The 12,978-nt window shown below is 64.7% G+C and carries 8 protein-coding genes; 3 read left to right on the top strand and 5 right to left on the bottom strand.

The window, feature by feature from the left end; all coding sequences use genetic code 11:
* Nucleotide 1: 1 nt before the first annotated feature.
* The gene (locus tag ABFE16_08605) at nucleotides 2–2,185 is read right to left on the bottom strand and encodes a pyruvate formate lyase family protein (protein MEN6345357.1); all 2,184 of its coding nucleotides are present in this window, start codon (nucleotides 2,183–2,185) and stop codon (nucleotides 2–4) included.
* 190 nt (nucleotides 2,186–2,375) lie between these two features.
* On the opposite strand from ABFE16_08605, the gene ABFE16_08600 reads away from it, so the two are divergent.
* Nucleotides 2,376–3,419, top strand: a complete 1,044-nt coding sequence (locus ABFE16_08600; protein MEN6345356.1) for a LacI family DNA-binding transcriptional regulator — start codon at nucleotides 2,376–2,378, stop codon at nucleotides 3,417–3,419.
* Between the two features lie 30 nt (nucleotides 3,420–3,449).
* On the opposite strand, the gene ABFE16_08595 is transcribed toward ABFE16_08600, so the two are convergent.
* Nucleotides 3,450–4,298 (bottom strand): protein phosphatase 2C domain-containing protein, encoded by an 849-nt coding sequence (locus ABFE16_08595; GenBank protein ID MEN6345355.1) that lies wholly within the window; start codon nucleotides 4,296–4,298, stop codon nucleotides 3,450–3,452.
* A 252-nt stretch (nucleotides 4,299–4,550) separates the two neighbouring features.
* Here ABFE16_08595 and ABFE16_08590 point away from each other — a divergent pair, with 252 nt between their 5' ends.
* Both ABFE16_08590 and ABFE16_08585 read left to right on the top strand, forming a co-directional pair.
* The gene (locus ABFE16_08590; protein MEN6345354.1) at nucleotides 4,551–6,053 is read left to right on the top strand and encodes a sulfatase; all 1,503 of its coding nucleotides are present in this window, start codon (nucleotides 4,551–4,553) and stop codon (nucleotides 6,051–6,053) included.
* Between the two features lie 21 nt (nucleotides 6,054–6,074).
* Nucleotides 6,075–7,847 carry an FAD-dependent oxidoreductase gene (locus ABFE16_08585; GenBank protein MEN6345353.1) on the top strand — a complete coding sequence of 591 codons (1,773 nt, stop codon included), beginning with the start codon at nucleotides 6,075–6,077 and terminating at the stop codon, nucleotides 7,845–7,847.
* A gap of 38 nt (nucleotides 7,848–7,885) precedes the next feature.
* Here ABFE16_08585 and ABFE16_08580 read toward each other — a convergent pair whose 3' ends face one another.
* The 3 genes from ABFE16_08580 to ABFE16_08570 all read right to left on the bottom strand — a co-directional run bounded on the left by ABFE16_08580 (nucleotide 7,886) and on the right by ABFE16_08570 (nucleotide 12,958).
* A complete protein-coding gene (locus ABFE16_08580) occupies nucleotides 7,886–8,965 on the bottom strand; it encodes a SpoIIE family protein phosphatase (protein MEN6345352.1) in 1,080 nt (359 codons plus the stop codon).
* Between the two features lie 41 nt (nucleotides 8,966–9,006).
* Nucleotides 9,007–10,785 carry a [Fe-Fe] hydrogenase large subunit C-terminal domain-containing protein gene (locus tag ABFE16_08575; protein MEN6345351.1) on the bottom strand — a complete coding sequence of 593 codons (1,779 nt, stop codon included), beginning with the start codon at nucleotides 10,783–10,785 and terminating at the stop codon, nucleotides 9,007–9,009.
* Nucleotides 10,786–10,945: 160 nt separating this feature from the next.
* Nucleotides 10,946–12,958, bottom strand: coding sequence for a [FeFe] hydrogenase, group A (locus tag ABFE16_08570; protein ID MEN6345350.1), 2,013 nt, complete (start codon nucleotides 12,956–12,958; stop codon nucleotides 10,946–10,948).
* Nucleotides 12,959–12,978 lie beyond the last annotated feature (20 nt).

The following is a 12,978-nucleotide window of genomic DNA, read 5'->3' as shown; positions in this document are numbered from 1 at the left end:
GCTAGGCCAGCTCGTGTTCCGTCCGCGCGATGACTTCGTCTTGCATGCTGCGATTGAGGTGTACGAAGTAGTCTGAGTACCCGGCGACGCGCACCAGCAGGTCAGGATGGAGTTCAGGATGCTCCTGGGCCTCCAGCAAGGTCTCGCGGCCGACCACGTTGACCTGGATCTCAAAGCCGCCGCGTTGCATGTAGGTTTCGATCACACCACGGAGGGCCTTCTGCGCCTCGGCTGACCGCAGCAGGCTGCGAGAGAACTTGGCATTGTGAACCAGTCCGCCGAGAATGGGCCGATGCGACCAGCAGGTCGTCGAAAGAGCGGAGGCCGTCGGGCCGGCCTTCTCGCGTCCCTGGGCGGCTCCGGCACCATCGGCGAGCGGGAACCCGGCATGGCGACCATCCGGCGTCGCTTTGGTCTGCGAGCCCATCCGTTCGTGCTGGATCCAGCAGAAAAAGCCAGGAACGTATCGGTGCAGACCTACGTGGCATGCCTCAGTGGCCTGCACCAGGAACTGGGTCCATTCCGCAGCCAACTCGTCGGCCTGGGAATCGTCGTTGCCATACTTGGGCAACGTGTTGAGGATGCGCTGGCGCAGGACCTCGTGCCCCTCCCAGTCGGCCTCCAGAATCCGGGTGAGGTCGGCTATCGTGAGCTCTCCGGTGTTGTAGACCAGTTCGCGGATCGCCCCGAGACCGTCCACCAGGTTCGCTAACCCCACGAAGGAGTTCTCCACCCAGTTGTAGCGGGCGCCTCCGCGGTCGAAGTCCATACCTCGCGCCAGGCAGTCGTCGACGAGGCAGCTTGCGAGTGGGAAGCAGCCCTTGGTCTCACGTTCGTGCCAGACGCGGTCGAGATGGTCGCCCGCATCCTTGATACGCTGGGCCAGGCGTGTCCTCACCAATTTGCACAGTGCCTCGAAGGACTCCGGCTGCGGCGTGACGCCCAGCGAGGCCTCCTGCATCACCTCAAGCAGCGCCTGTGCGCAGTTGAAGTAGGGCTGCGTGACCCACATGTTCGAGGCTCCGCAGACCTTGATCTCGACGCAGGTCGAGTTCATATAGTTGCGGCAGTCCTCGGGTGCAACGCCGTGGTCTCTCAGTCCGGCGGAGATGACCTCGTCGTTGAAGATCGCCGGGTCGCCGACACCGGTGGCGATCATCCTCACGGCATAGTCCAGCAACTCGTCCGGACTCCCGGGATGCCACACCAGGCCCACGGTCGGGTAGACGAGATGGGTCGCCTGCCGGGCGGCCAGACACAGGTAAGTCAGTGTGTTGGTGACGTCCCTGCCCTCGGTGTCGAGACCGCCAACCAGGACGGAGACCGCTGACCCGGGCCACAGAATGCGGTTCATGTGGATGTAGAGGCAACTGATGAGCTCGAAGGCCCGGCGAGCATGGAGGCGTCCGGCCGCGACATCGGCCTCGTAGAACCGGCGCAGCGTCTGGTCCATTCGCCCCGGTGTGGTGAGGTGATGGTCCTCGGCGAACCACAGGGCGATCTGCGTCAGGAACATGAGCTGGATCGCCTCGTGGAAGGTTGCGGGTGGTTCGGTGGCGATGTGGTGGCAGATCGACTCGAGTTCGTGCCAGCGGCTGGCGTCCGAGGGGTCCTCCTGCGCCAGTTGCGCACAGGCCTCGGCGGCTCGGAGCACGAAGTCGGAGAGAGCCTCGGTCACGACCTGGCAGGCCGCGTAGAACGTCTGGCGCTCATCGTGGGACGGCAGCGCGGCCCGAAGCTGGTCGATTTCCGCGAGCAGACCACCAATTCCGACGCGGAAGAGCTTCTCGAAGTTCGGGTGGAAATGCCCGGGGTCGCCACCAGGGAAGGGCGGCACGTCCTTGAGTACCTCATCGGCAGCCCGAAGCGGCTCGAGTTCCTCAGGCGTGGGAGGGCGAAAGTCAGGCTTGCCGACGATCAACTCGCCGGGCTCGACCTTCAAGCGCATGCACCGCAGTCGCCCCGCACACCGCCGGGCGCGCCATAGGAGCCAGTCCTCCTCCGGGGTGTGCGCGGCCCACTCGACAGCGTCGGAGAGGCGCAGTTCGGGCTGCCCCGGGCAAGGTGCTTGCTGAACCTGAAGGGCCTCCTCACGAAGAGCTACCAGGCTCGGCGGCAAGTCGAGGGAGAAAGGCTCGGGCAGACCAGGTATGGCCACGATCTCAGGGAGGGACACGACGGGCATCCTGAGGACTCCTTCAGGCGTCCTTTGCGGCTGCTGTGTTGGGGCGCTACCGAGGCGCTTAGTTCGACAGGGACGAGGTGCCGTCCTTCGTGCCCGGTGGAGGGTATGGGTTGACAAACAGGAGCTCATGTGGTTGTTTAACCATAAACCGTTATCTCAGTCCTGCGGTAACAGGAAGGCATGGTCATCGATGTCCCACAATGGACGGGTCACGCTGCGCGACATCGCCCAGAGGGCCGGCGTATCCGCCATGACGGTCTCGCGAGTCCTCAATGGGTCTGCGAGCCCGGTGGCCATCAGCCCCGAGACCGCCAAACGGGTGTGGGAGATCGCTGAAGAGCTTGGCTACCGTCCGAACCCCTCCGCGCAGGCGATCCGCACTGGGCGCTTCAACAGCGTTGGGCTCGTACTCAGCGACCAGGCCTGGCGCAGCCCGCTGTTCCCGAGCCTAATCCCGGGCATCCAGAGAGCACTGGCAGGCCACAGGATGCGGCTGGTGATCAACCAGGAGCCCGATGAGCGGCTCACGGAACGCCGCGTGGTCCTCAACTTCCTGCGAGAGTCCATGGTGGATGGCCTGCTGGTCAACTACCACAGCCAGGTGCCCGAGGTCATGCAGCAACTGGTAGACAAGTACCACGTGCCCGCGGTGTGGATGAATGTGAAGCAGGAGGCCGACTGCATCCATCCCGATGATCTGGGCTGCGGACGCGAAGCAGCGGAGAGCCTGATCGCGCTCGGCCACCGGCGGATTGCCTTTGCTGCCTTCAAGCCCCTCTGGTGGAGTGGTCCGAGGCACTACAGTTTCAGTGATCGGCGGGCCGGCTGCCGTCAGGCGCTGGAGAAGGAGGGCCTGGAGCTGGATGTTCGTCTATGCGAACGGCAGGTCCATCGAGGGGAACGTCTCGGGCTCGCCCGTGAGTACCTGTCTCTGCCGGACAGGCCGACCGCCGTGATTGCCAACGGGGAGGACCACGTTATCCCGCTACTTCTGGCGGCCGGGCAGCTTGGTCTACGGGTCCCGGAAGACCTGTCGCTCGTGACGATCGGTCACGAGTTCTGTACTGCCGCCGGCTTGCCCGTCACGACAATGATGCTTCCCTGGGCTCAGTTGGGGGAGGAGGCGGCGGGGATGATCCTGGCGAAGATCGAGGCTCCAGAGGAGGCACTGGAACCGCGGACCGTGCCCGTCTCGTGTATGGCGGGTCGATCCTGTGGCCCGGCTCCGATGTGATCGGGTCGCCCAGGAATCAGCGAGCGGCCGTCAGTTCGCGGTGTCAGGTGAAGGGCCTGAGGGCGCTTCGGACTCGCCGAGGAGGGTGAGCAGCACCGTCACGTTGTCGAGGCCGCCCGCTTCACAAGCAAGCAGCAACAACTGGCGACAGGCATCCTGCAGCACCACCTCCGGGCCGCGTGTCAGGAGATCCCGGGAGGTGAGGAGGGTTTGCATCAGGACCTCCTCCGCAACCATCTCCCACAGTCCGTCAGAGCAGCAGAGATAGAGGTCGCCCGGCTGGGCGGGATGCGCCTCAAGGTCGATGGGGACTGAGAGGTGAGGCCCGACGGCACGGGTGATCTGATGCTTCAGGGGATGCGTGCGTGCCTCGTCACGGGTGATCTCGCCGAGCTCGACGAGACGGTTCACCACGGAGTGGTCAGTGGTGAGACAATCCAGGCTATCGCCGCGGAGACGGTAGAGCCTGGAGTCTCCGACGTGGACGACGTACACGGTGCCTGCGTGCAGAAGACCAGCGGTGAAGGTGGTTCCCATCCCGTACCGCGCAAGGTCCTCGGAAGCGGCACGGTAGACGGCGGTGTTGGCGGCCTCCAGGGCGTCGAGAAGGAGGTCGGAGATCTGGTCGGACTCCGGCGCTCCGGTGGCCAGAGCCCCGCCTAGTTCGTCGGCGAAGGTATCAAGGCAGATTCTGCTCGCCAGATCGCCTGCAGCCGCGCCGCCCATGCCGTCTGCCACGGCCCACACCGTGAACCCAGAGGTGCACCCCACGACTTGCTCCCCCGCGAAGCGGGCGCCTGTCCGCAGGTCAAGGACGATGAACCCGTCCTGATTCAGCGTGCGCACCAATCCTGTGTCCGTACAGGCAGCGAACAGCACAGCCGGCCTCCCGCGTGTATGTAGCTTGTCCCGACCTGGGACAGGCCCCCAGAGAGCGTGAGAACGCTTTCTTCGCCTTGCAGTGGCCGATCCCCTCCTTCCCGGTCCCTTCCCCCTCGTGGCCGTGCAGCAATCCCGTTGCGCCAGAAGGCAGGATAGCCGGGCTCACTTGGAGAACCTTGCGCGGTGGTGTTGCGGTGTAGTTTTCGGTGCTACGGCGCAGAGGAGCTGCAACGCCCTGGGGATAGGGCCATGAATGTCATTTTCGTCCTGTGTGATACGCTCCGACGTGACCACTGTGGTCCCTACCATGGTGGGCTGCCGCTGAACCAGCGCTGGAGTGCAGAGCAACCGGACTGGGTGGTGCCGACACCGAATCTGGACCGGCTGGCCGCACGGGGCACCGTGTTCGACAACTGCTACAGCGGGAGTTATCCGTGCATGCCTGCCCGGCGGGACATCTACACGGGCCGGTATGAGTTCCTGCGGCGTGGCTGGGGTCCGCTGGAAGAGGACGACCTCGACCTCCCAAGACAGGTGTCCGGACCGCCGAACCAGTCTCTGACCAAGCAGCGACAGGAAGGCAGGCCGATCAGCTACCTTGCGACCGACCACTTCCACCTGTGGGAGCAGGGGGCGGGCAACTACCATCATGGCTATTCGGGGTTTGAGTTCATCCGGGGCCTGGAGGCTGATGCCTGGAAGACCGATCCGGTGCAGTTCCCGTGTCCGACGGCCGAGTTGCTCTCGAAGAACGAGCGGCACTACCGGAACATGTTCCTGACGCGGCACTCCGAAGAGGACTACACGGTAGCCCGTCTGATGACCCATGCAGCCGATTGGCTACGGCGCAACCACACCCACGACAGCTTCTACCTGCATCTGGATTGCTTCCCTCCTCATGAGCCCTGGGATCCGCCGGAGGAGCTGATCAAGCTCTTCGACCCCGAGGGGTACCTTGAGGGATGGACCGGCGCGGTGCGCTATGACAAGTGGCGCAATCACTACACAGAGCGGCAGTTGCGCAACATCCAAGCGCGCTATGCGGCGAACGTGGTGCTGGTAGATCGCTGGCTTGGGCCGCTGCTGGGTGCGATGGATGAGCTGGACCTGTGGAGCAACACGCTGCTGATTCTGACGACCGACCACGGCACCTTCAACGGCGATTACGGACGCATCGGCAAGATGCAGACCCACATGCACGAGCCGATCAGCCACACACCCTTCATCGTCTGCCACCCGACCCTCGGCCATGGCGAGCGGCGAGAGCAGCTTGTGCAGTTGGTGGACGTGTACCCGACCGTGCTGAGTGCGCTCGGGAGGCCCTGTCCGCCGGACCTCGATGGTGTTGACCTGCTGCCCGTGATGGCAGACCCGGCGGCAAGGACGCGAGAGTCTGCGGTGACAGGGATGTTCGGCCAGAGCGTCACCTTCACAGACGGGGAGTGGATTCTGCACCAATCGCCGGTGGCGGGAAACCAGCCGCTGAACTGGTATGGGCACTGCCTCGCGAAGTTCCTACACTACAACCTTGGGCCCTACGAGAACGGGCGTCGAAAGGTGACGGACTGCCGGTTCGAGCAACCGACCTGGCTTAGCAACAAGAAGAGCGACCCCTGTGAGTTGGAGAACCTGGTGGGGAGTCGGCCCGAGAAGCTGCATGAGATGCAGGCGGCCCTAGCGGCGAAGCTGCAAGACCTCGCAGCGCCGCCGGAGCAGCTTCTACGCCTTGGACTGCAAGAGTTTGCGCACTGAACCAAGGGGAGTCTGATAGAGATGAAGGACGCGAACCGACCCTTTGAGACGGTTGAGCACGAGGTCGATGTCTGCGTGGTCGGAGGCGGAATGTCGGGGCTGGTGGCCGCCCTGGCCGCCGCTCGCCATGGCGCCACGGTTGCCCTTATGCACGATCGGCCGGTGCTCGGAGGCAACGCTTCGAGCGAGTGCCGGATGCACATCTGCGGCGCCGATCGTGGAGCGGCGAACAAGGACATGCGGGAGACGGGGATCCTGGAGGAGATCCAGATGGAGAACCTCTTCCGCAATCCGGATCACAACTACTCGGTCTGGGACCTGGTGCTATACGAGAAGGCAATGCTCCAGCCGGGGCTGACCACGATCCTCAACTGCTCGTGCCTCGATGCGGCCATGGAGGGCGACCGGATTGCCAGTGTCACCGGCTGGCAGACGACCACGCAGACCTACCAGAAGGTCAAGGCTCACCTGTTCGTTGACGCCTCCGGTGATTCGGTGCTGGCGCCGCTGACCGGGGCCCAGTTCCGAGTGGGCAGAGAAGCGCGGAGCGAGTTCGGCGAGTCCGTCGCTCCCGAGCAAGCCGACCGCAAGACGATGGGCATGACCTGCATGTTCGTCGCCCGAGAGTATGACACTGTGCAGCCTTACACTGCGCCCGACTGGGTGCAGCACTTCGAGACGGGCGACGAGCTCCCCTATGGCGGGCGCTTCCGCTTCTCGGGGTTGCCGACACCCGTCACCGGCGGCTACTGGTGGGTGGAGCTGGGCGGCGAGCAAGACAGCATCCGTGACACAGAGGTCCTGCGCCACGAGCTCCTGCGGATCACCCTGGGCGTGTGGGACTACATCAGGAACCGTGCGGACTGCGGGGCAGCGAACTGGGCCCTTGACTGGCTCCAATTCCTCCCCGGCAAGCGGGAAAGCCGCCGCTACGTGGGGGATCACATCCTCACGCAGAACGACGTGCAGGCAGAGGGTAAGTTCGAGGACATCGTCGCCTACGGCGGGTGGTCCATGGACGACCACCATCCGGCAGGCTTCAGGGCGGTCAAACTGGGCGAGCCCCCTAGTATCTTCCACCCGGCTCCGGCGCCCTATGGGATCCCCTATCGCTGCCTGTACTCGCGCAACATCGCGAACCTGGTGTTCGCAGGCCGCAACATCAGCGCCACCCATTCGGCGATGAGCTCGACGCGGGTGATGGCCACCTGCGCGATCATGGGTGAAGCGGTCGGTACAGCGGCGGCCATGGCGATTGCCCGCGGTGTCCTGCCGCGGGATATCAACGCACACATGGGGGAACTGCAACAGCGGCTCCTGTGGGATGACTGCTACCTGCCCTGGACGCCGATGCAGATTCCAGAGCCGATAGGCTCGGCCAAGCTGTCCGGGCCGGGCAACCCCGAGGCGCTTCGCGATGGGTTCAGCAGGCCCGTGGGCGACGAGTCCCATGCGTGGGTGGGCCATGTCGGCGAGGCCGTTGAGTACACCTTCGCCGAGGCGCGACGGATAGAGGAGGTGTTCCTGGTCCTCGATAGTGACCTCAACACCAACATCCGCATCACCTGCACGCACACTGGAGCACCGGCTCTGGTGATGCCTCGCACGCTAGTTCGCGGGTTCCGTGTGGAGGGCTGTGTGAAGGGGCAGTGGCAGGAGCTGTACCGGGAGGCCGACAACCACCAGCGGCTGGTCAAGGTGAAGCTGAGCCAGGTCCTGGAGGGGCTGCGGTTCTGCCCTGAGAGTACCTGGGGCGCTGAGGAGTTCCGGGTCTTCAGCTTTGTGGCGCGCTGAGGCGGACCGGCGCCACACATGGGACTTCGTGCAGGGGCCTAGACCCGCTGGATGACGACGAGCTTGCCTGCCTCGCGGAGCTTCTCGGCCAGGAGCTCCACGATCTTGGTGCGAGGCAGCAGGCCCCGCTGCTGGAAGCTGATGTGCCAGTTTGCGGGGTTCTGCGCGGTGCCCAGGATGAAGTTCACGCGGTCCGCATGGACCAAGTGTTCGTAGAGGCTGGTGACGCCGCTGTCTTCGTCGAACTGCGAGGGGTCTACATCCAGAACGTTGTAGACTTGGTTGAGGGTGACGGACCCCTCGGTGACCAGATCGATGCCGTCGAGTAGGTAGCCGGGAGGCGCCAGCATGCTCTGGCTGCTTCGGTCGATGGTGACCTTGGTTCCGAGGTACCTGGCGATGATGTCGGCCGTGGTGGCCCCGCAGATGACCTTGGTCCCCTCGGCGGCGAGGAAGTTGCGAGCCACCTCGCGGTCCTTCTTCGCGTCCACCGGCGGCCCGGTGAAGACGGTCACGACCTTCCCCAGCCGACAGAGGGCCAGGACGGTTGTGCAGTCGTCGCCGGCTGTGCCAGCGCTTAGCTGAACGGCCCGCTGGTTCATGCGTGCGGGCAGGCTATCCGGCGGCACACCATTGGCAAGCAGGTCCGTGGCGTGTCTGGTGGCGCCCTCCAGTTTCCAACCGCCTCGTGTACTGCCTCCGAGACCGGCCTGCGTGATGCCGTCAGTCATGAGCAGGATGCCCTCGCCCGGCTCCAGGTGGCAGTTGGACTCCAGGGTCAGAGCAGCGCCCAGCATCACGTTGTGCTGAGGCAGGATCGCCGTGTGGCGTCGTCCGACCAGAAGCGGTCCCGGCGCCTCGTAGGACAGGACCGTCGTCTCGCCGCCGTTGAGGATCCGTGCGAGGCTGAAGGCCACGTAGGGCAGGTCCGCGTGCTTGGCGTCCTCCATGGTCTGGACGACATGCGAGAAGGCCTCGCGCTGAGAGAAGCCCTGACGTAGCAGCTCCAGCAGACGGGAGGCGGCCATGTTGGCGGCCACGTTGGCCTTGATGCCCGAGCCGATCCCGTCGGCGCACACCAGCGTCGTCGCAGTGGCCGTCCGCTCGAAGGCGTACACGTCTCCGCAGGGGTCACCGGGCTTCTTCGACTGCTGAGCTGCTAGGACTTCGACGTGTAGGTATCGGCCAGCCAGTCGTCTCCCTCCTTCCCGGTTGGCTCGTGCTCTTCGCCCGCCATCTGCATAAGATTCTGCACGAGCTTCTCGCCCTGCGCCGCACTCTCGCCAAGGAACTTGCCGATCTGCTGGGCCATCGTGATTTGGTGCTGCAGCAGTTGCTGGGCCTGATTCACGGTCTGAGCGCGGAGCTGGTCAAGCTTCTGTCGGTCTGCGACCCCTCGGGTGACGTTGACGAAGATGCCCACGTACTGGTGCTCCTCACGCAGCGGGTAGAGGATCTGGTGGCAGACAATCCCGTAGCGCTCATGGGTCACGGTCATCTCGAGGAGGTCTTCACCCGTCGAGGCCAGACGCTCGAAGGGGTCGGGGTCCATGAGGTAGGAGATGCGCTTGCCCAGGACGGCCTCGGTGCACATGAACATGCGGCGGAAAGCCGGGCTCATGCTGAGGATGTCCATGTGCTCGTCGACGATCACGATGCCGTTGGGGCTGGTCTCGATGATGCGATCGGTGCGCTGCTCCGCGAGTCGTCGCATGTGCGGGATGCACATCTCGGGCTCGGCGAGGCCACGTAGGACGGCGATCGCCTTGTCGCGGCAAGTCGGATAGCCGCAGGCGGTGCAGTTGAGCTCATCCTCGGGCGTGACCTTTCCGGTGCGCGCCAGGACCTCGCGGATCTTCTCTTCGGTGATCTCGACTTCCTCGACCAGGGGCTTGTCGGTGAACTCGGCCTTGAGGGCCTCCTCAGGCTCAGGCTCTCCGGGCTCGGTACCTGGATTCCGTGTCGCGTAGCCGAGCACCTCACGACGGCGGTCGTAGAGGTTTGCTTCGCGCGGAATCGCGGGGCCACCCACACAGCCGTGCGGACAGAACAGTGGCTCGATGACAACCGGTGCGGGGTCGTTGCGCAGGCTCTCCAGCGCCTCATGGACGGCTTCGGCGCCGCTGACCGATACGTTGTCGGTGGCGAGCAGGTTGGCGTCGAGGCAGGCGGTGCGCAGGCTTCCACCTTCGAGGGGGAAGAAGCGGGCATCGCCCTCGGGCTGCTCATCGAAGCCGCTCTCCTCGCACTCGGCTAGCAGAATGCTCTCCTGGTCGAGCCACTGCACCAGCTCGCGGAAGGTGAGGACACAGTCCACGGCACCCTCGTTCTCGGGTCGCTCAGCTTCGGCCTTCTTGGCAACGCAGGGACCGATGAAGATAACGTGGGTATCCGGTCCGAGGTTGGCCTTGATGTGCCGGGCGTGAGCGACCATCGGGGAACACACGGGTGTGAGGTAGCCGACAAGGTCGGGCTGGTAGCGCTCGATGTAGGTGACGGCGGCAGGACAGGCGGTGCAGACGTGGGAATGCGTGGGGTCGGCGGCCACTAGCTCGGCCGTCTTGTGGGCCACGTGGTACGCACCGATCGCGGTCTCGGCGACGTAGGAGAAGCCGAGTTTGCGCAGGGCTGAGGGCAGACGCTTGCGCTCCCACTCGGTGAACACGGCGGCGAAGGAAGGGGCAACGCTGGCGGCGATGGGCCCTCCGCCTGCCATGATCTCCTTGGCCCGGGAGGTGTCATCGCGGAAGGTCTTGGCGCCTTGCGGGCACTCACGGATGCACGTCCCGCAGGCGATGCAGCGGTCCTCTTCCACGTGGGCCTGGCCGTCCTCCATTCGAATGGCCTTCACCGGGCACACCCGCACGCACCGGTAGCAGTCGCGGCAGCGCGCCTTGTTGGTGAAGACGATGCGACTCCTGCTCTGCTCAGTGTCCATGGAAGGCTCCGTCCGTGTCAAAAGTGGGGGGAGGGCCCGAGCTGACCGGCATCCAGTGTCTCCACTGTACCCCTGACGGTCAGATTCGACCCCTCCCTTCCCCGACCTTCCCAACGATGGTTGACCTTTCGGAAAGTGACGGGCTCTTGGGCCACGCGGATCAGGCTACGATCTTCTCCAGGGCCTCCTGGATTGCCGCTGTCGCCTTGTCGAAGGTGCACTTCTCGATGACCGTGTCGCCAACGGCGACGGTCGGCCCGCGATCGCAGCGCTCGAAGCAGAAGGTGGCGTTGACCTCAACGGTGTCGTTAAGCCCCTGGTCCTGCACGTAGTCCAGCAGGCGATGGAGCAGGTTCTGAGCGCCACGGACGAAGCAGCTCGTACCCACACACACGTTGACGCTCAGGCGTGCAGGCTCCTCACCGCCGGTGAGCGTGAGATCCTCGTCGCTGATACGCTTGCGGCTGTGGTAGTGGGTGTGCAGGAGCTGGTGCGCCTTGGGCCCGCCGACCTCGCCCAGGGTCATGTCGTAGGCCTGGGCAACGTAGGGGTTCTCCTGCGACTTGTGGAGCTGGACCATCTTGTCGGCCGCATACAGCCCGGCAGCGCGCTGCGTCCGGGCATTGGCGTCGATCGTTACGGGCTGACCGGCGCCGCCGACACAGCCACCGGGGCAGGCCATGACCTCGATAAGGTCGTAGTCCGTCTCCCCGGCACGGACCTTCTCAGCTACCTTGCGGGCGTTGGCAAGACCATGGACGACGGCGAGCTTGAGCTCCTTGTCACCGAACTTGAGGGTGGCTTCGCGGACCCCGTCTTCACCGCGGACGATCTTGAAGTCCGGATTGTCGAGCTTGATGCCTGAGATCTTCTCGGCCGCAAGTCGCAGGACGGCCTCAGCGACGCCGCCGGTGACTCCGAAGATGATGCCGGCTCCGGTCTTGAAGCCCAGGGGGAGGTCCAGCGACTCGGGCTGCAGCTTGTTGAAGCTGATACCGGCGCCCTCGATCATCAGGGCCAGTTCCTGGGTGGTCAGCACATGGTCGACGTCCGGGATGCCCTCATGGCGGAACTCGCTGCGTCGGGCCTCGAACTTCTTTGCAGTGCAGGGCATGATGGAGACGACGACGATCTTGGAGCGGTCAATGCCAAGCTCCACAGGCAGCATTTCCTTGGCCAGCGAGCCGAACATCTGCTGCGGCGAGCGACAGGAGGACAGGTTCGGAAGCAGCTCCGGGTAGTATTGCTCGGCGAACTTGACCCAGCCCGGGCAGCAGGAGGTGAACTGCGGGAGCTTCTCGCCTTTGGCAGCGCGCTGCAGGAACTCGTTGCCTTCCTCCATCACGGTCAGGTCGGCGGCGAAGCAGGTGTCATAGACCTTGTCGAACCCCATGGCTCGCAAGGCTGCGACGATCTGCCCGATGGTCAGGGCTCCCGGCTCGAGGCCGAAGGACTCGCCCAGCGCTACACGTACGGCCGGCGCGATCTGGGCCACGACCAGCTTGTCCGGGTTGTTGAGGTCCTTCCAGACATCGTCGATCTCTGAGCGCGGGGTGAGTGCTCCGGTCGGACAGACGGCAGCACACTGGCCACAGTTCACACACTCGACCGTACCCAGATCCTTGCCAAAGGCGGGCACAACACAGACATGGCTTCCGCGGTTGGCGAAGTCGATGGCGCCGATGCCCTGGATCTCGGCACACACGCGGACGCAGTCGCCGCAGAGGATGCACTTGTTGGGGTCGCGCACGAGGGAGGGCGAACTGAGGTCACGGGGCGCCTCCTTCTGGGTGCGCTTGAAGCGGACCTCGGTAACCCCGAGCCGACGGGTCAAGTCCTGGAGCCGGCAAGTTGCGCTCTTGGGGCAGGTCGGGCAGCTCTGGTCATGGTTGGCCAAGAGCAGCTCAATGGCGATCTTGCGCATCTGGCGGATCTCGTCGGTGTTCGTGCGCAGCTTCATCCCCGGCGTCGGCGCGGTGGAGCAGGAAGTGACGATGCCGCGCCCCTCCACATCGACCAGACACAGGCGGCAAGCGCCGTAGACGCTCAGGTGTGAGTGGTAGCAGAAGGTGGGAATGTCGATGTTGGCCTTGCGGCACAGCTCCAGCAAGTTGGCCTCGCCCTCGATCGGGATTTCGCGCCCGTCGATCATTACAAAGTTGTCCTGGTTCATCCTTTACACTCCCAGTGTCG

This window comes from Armatimonadia bacterium, assembly GCA_039679385.1.
Classification (GTDB): Bacteria; Armatimonadota; Zipacnadia; order Zipacnadales; family JABUFB01; genus JAJFTQ01.
This window is presented reverse-complemented; position numbering and strand designations above follow the sequence as displayed.

Bases quoted from the DNA above. Each gene is read 5' to 3' on its own strand.
- ABFE16_08605 (MEN6345357.1), bottom strand. From the start codon at position 2,185: ATGCCCGTCGTGTCCCTCCCTGAGATCGTGGCCATACCTGGTCTGCCC.
- ABFE16_08600 (MEN6345356.1), top strand. From the start codon at position 2,376: ATGTCCCACAATGGACGGGTCACGCTGCGCGACATCGCCCAGAGGGCC.
- ABFE16_08590 (MEN6345354.1), top strand. From the start codon at position 4,551: ATGAATGTCATTTTCGTCCTGTGTGATACGCTCCGACGTGACCACTGT.
- ABFE16_08585 (MEN6345353.1), top strand. From the start codon at position 6,075: ATGAAGGACGCGAACCGACCCTTTGAGACGGTTGAGCACGAGGTCGAT.
- ABFE16_08575 (MEN6345351.1), bottom strand. From the start codon at position 10,785: ATGGACACTGAGCAGAGCAGGAGTCGCATCGTCTTCACCAACAAGGCG.
- ABFE16_08570 (MEN6345350.1), bottom strand. From the start codon at position 12,958: ATGAACCAGGACAACTTTGTAATGATCGACGGGCGCGAAATCCCGATC.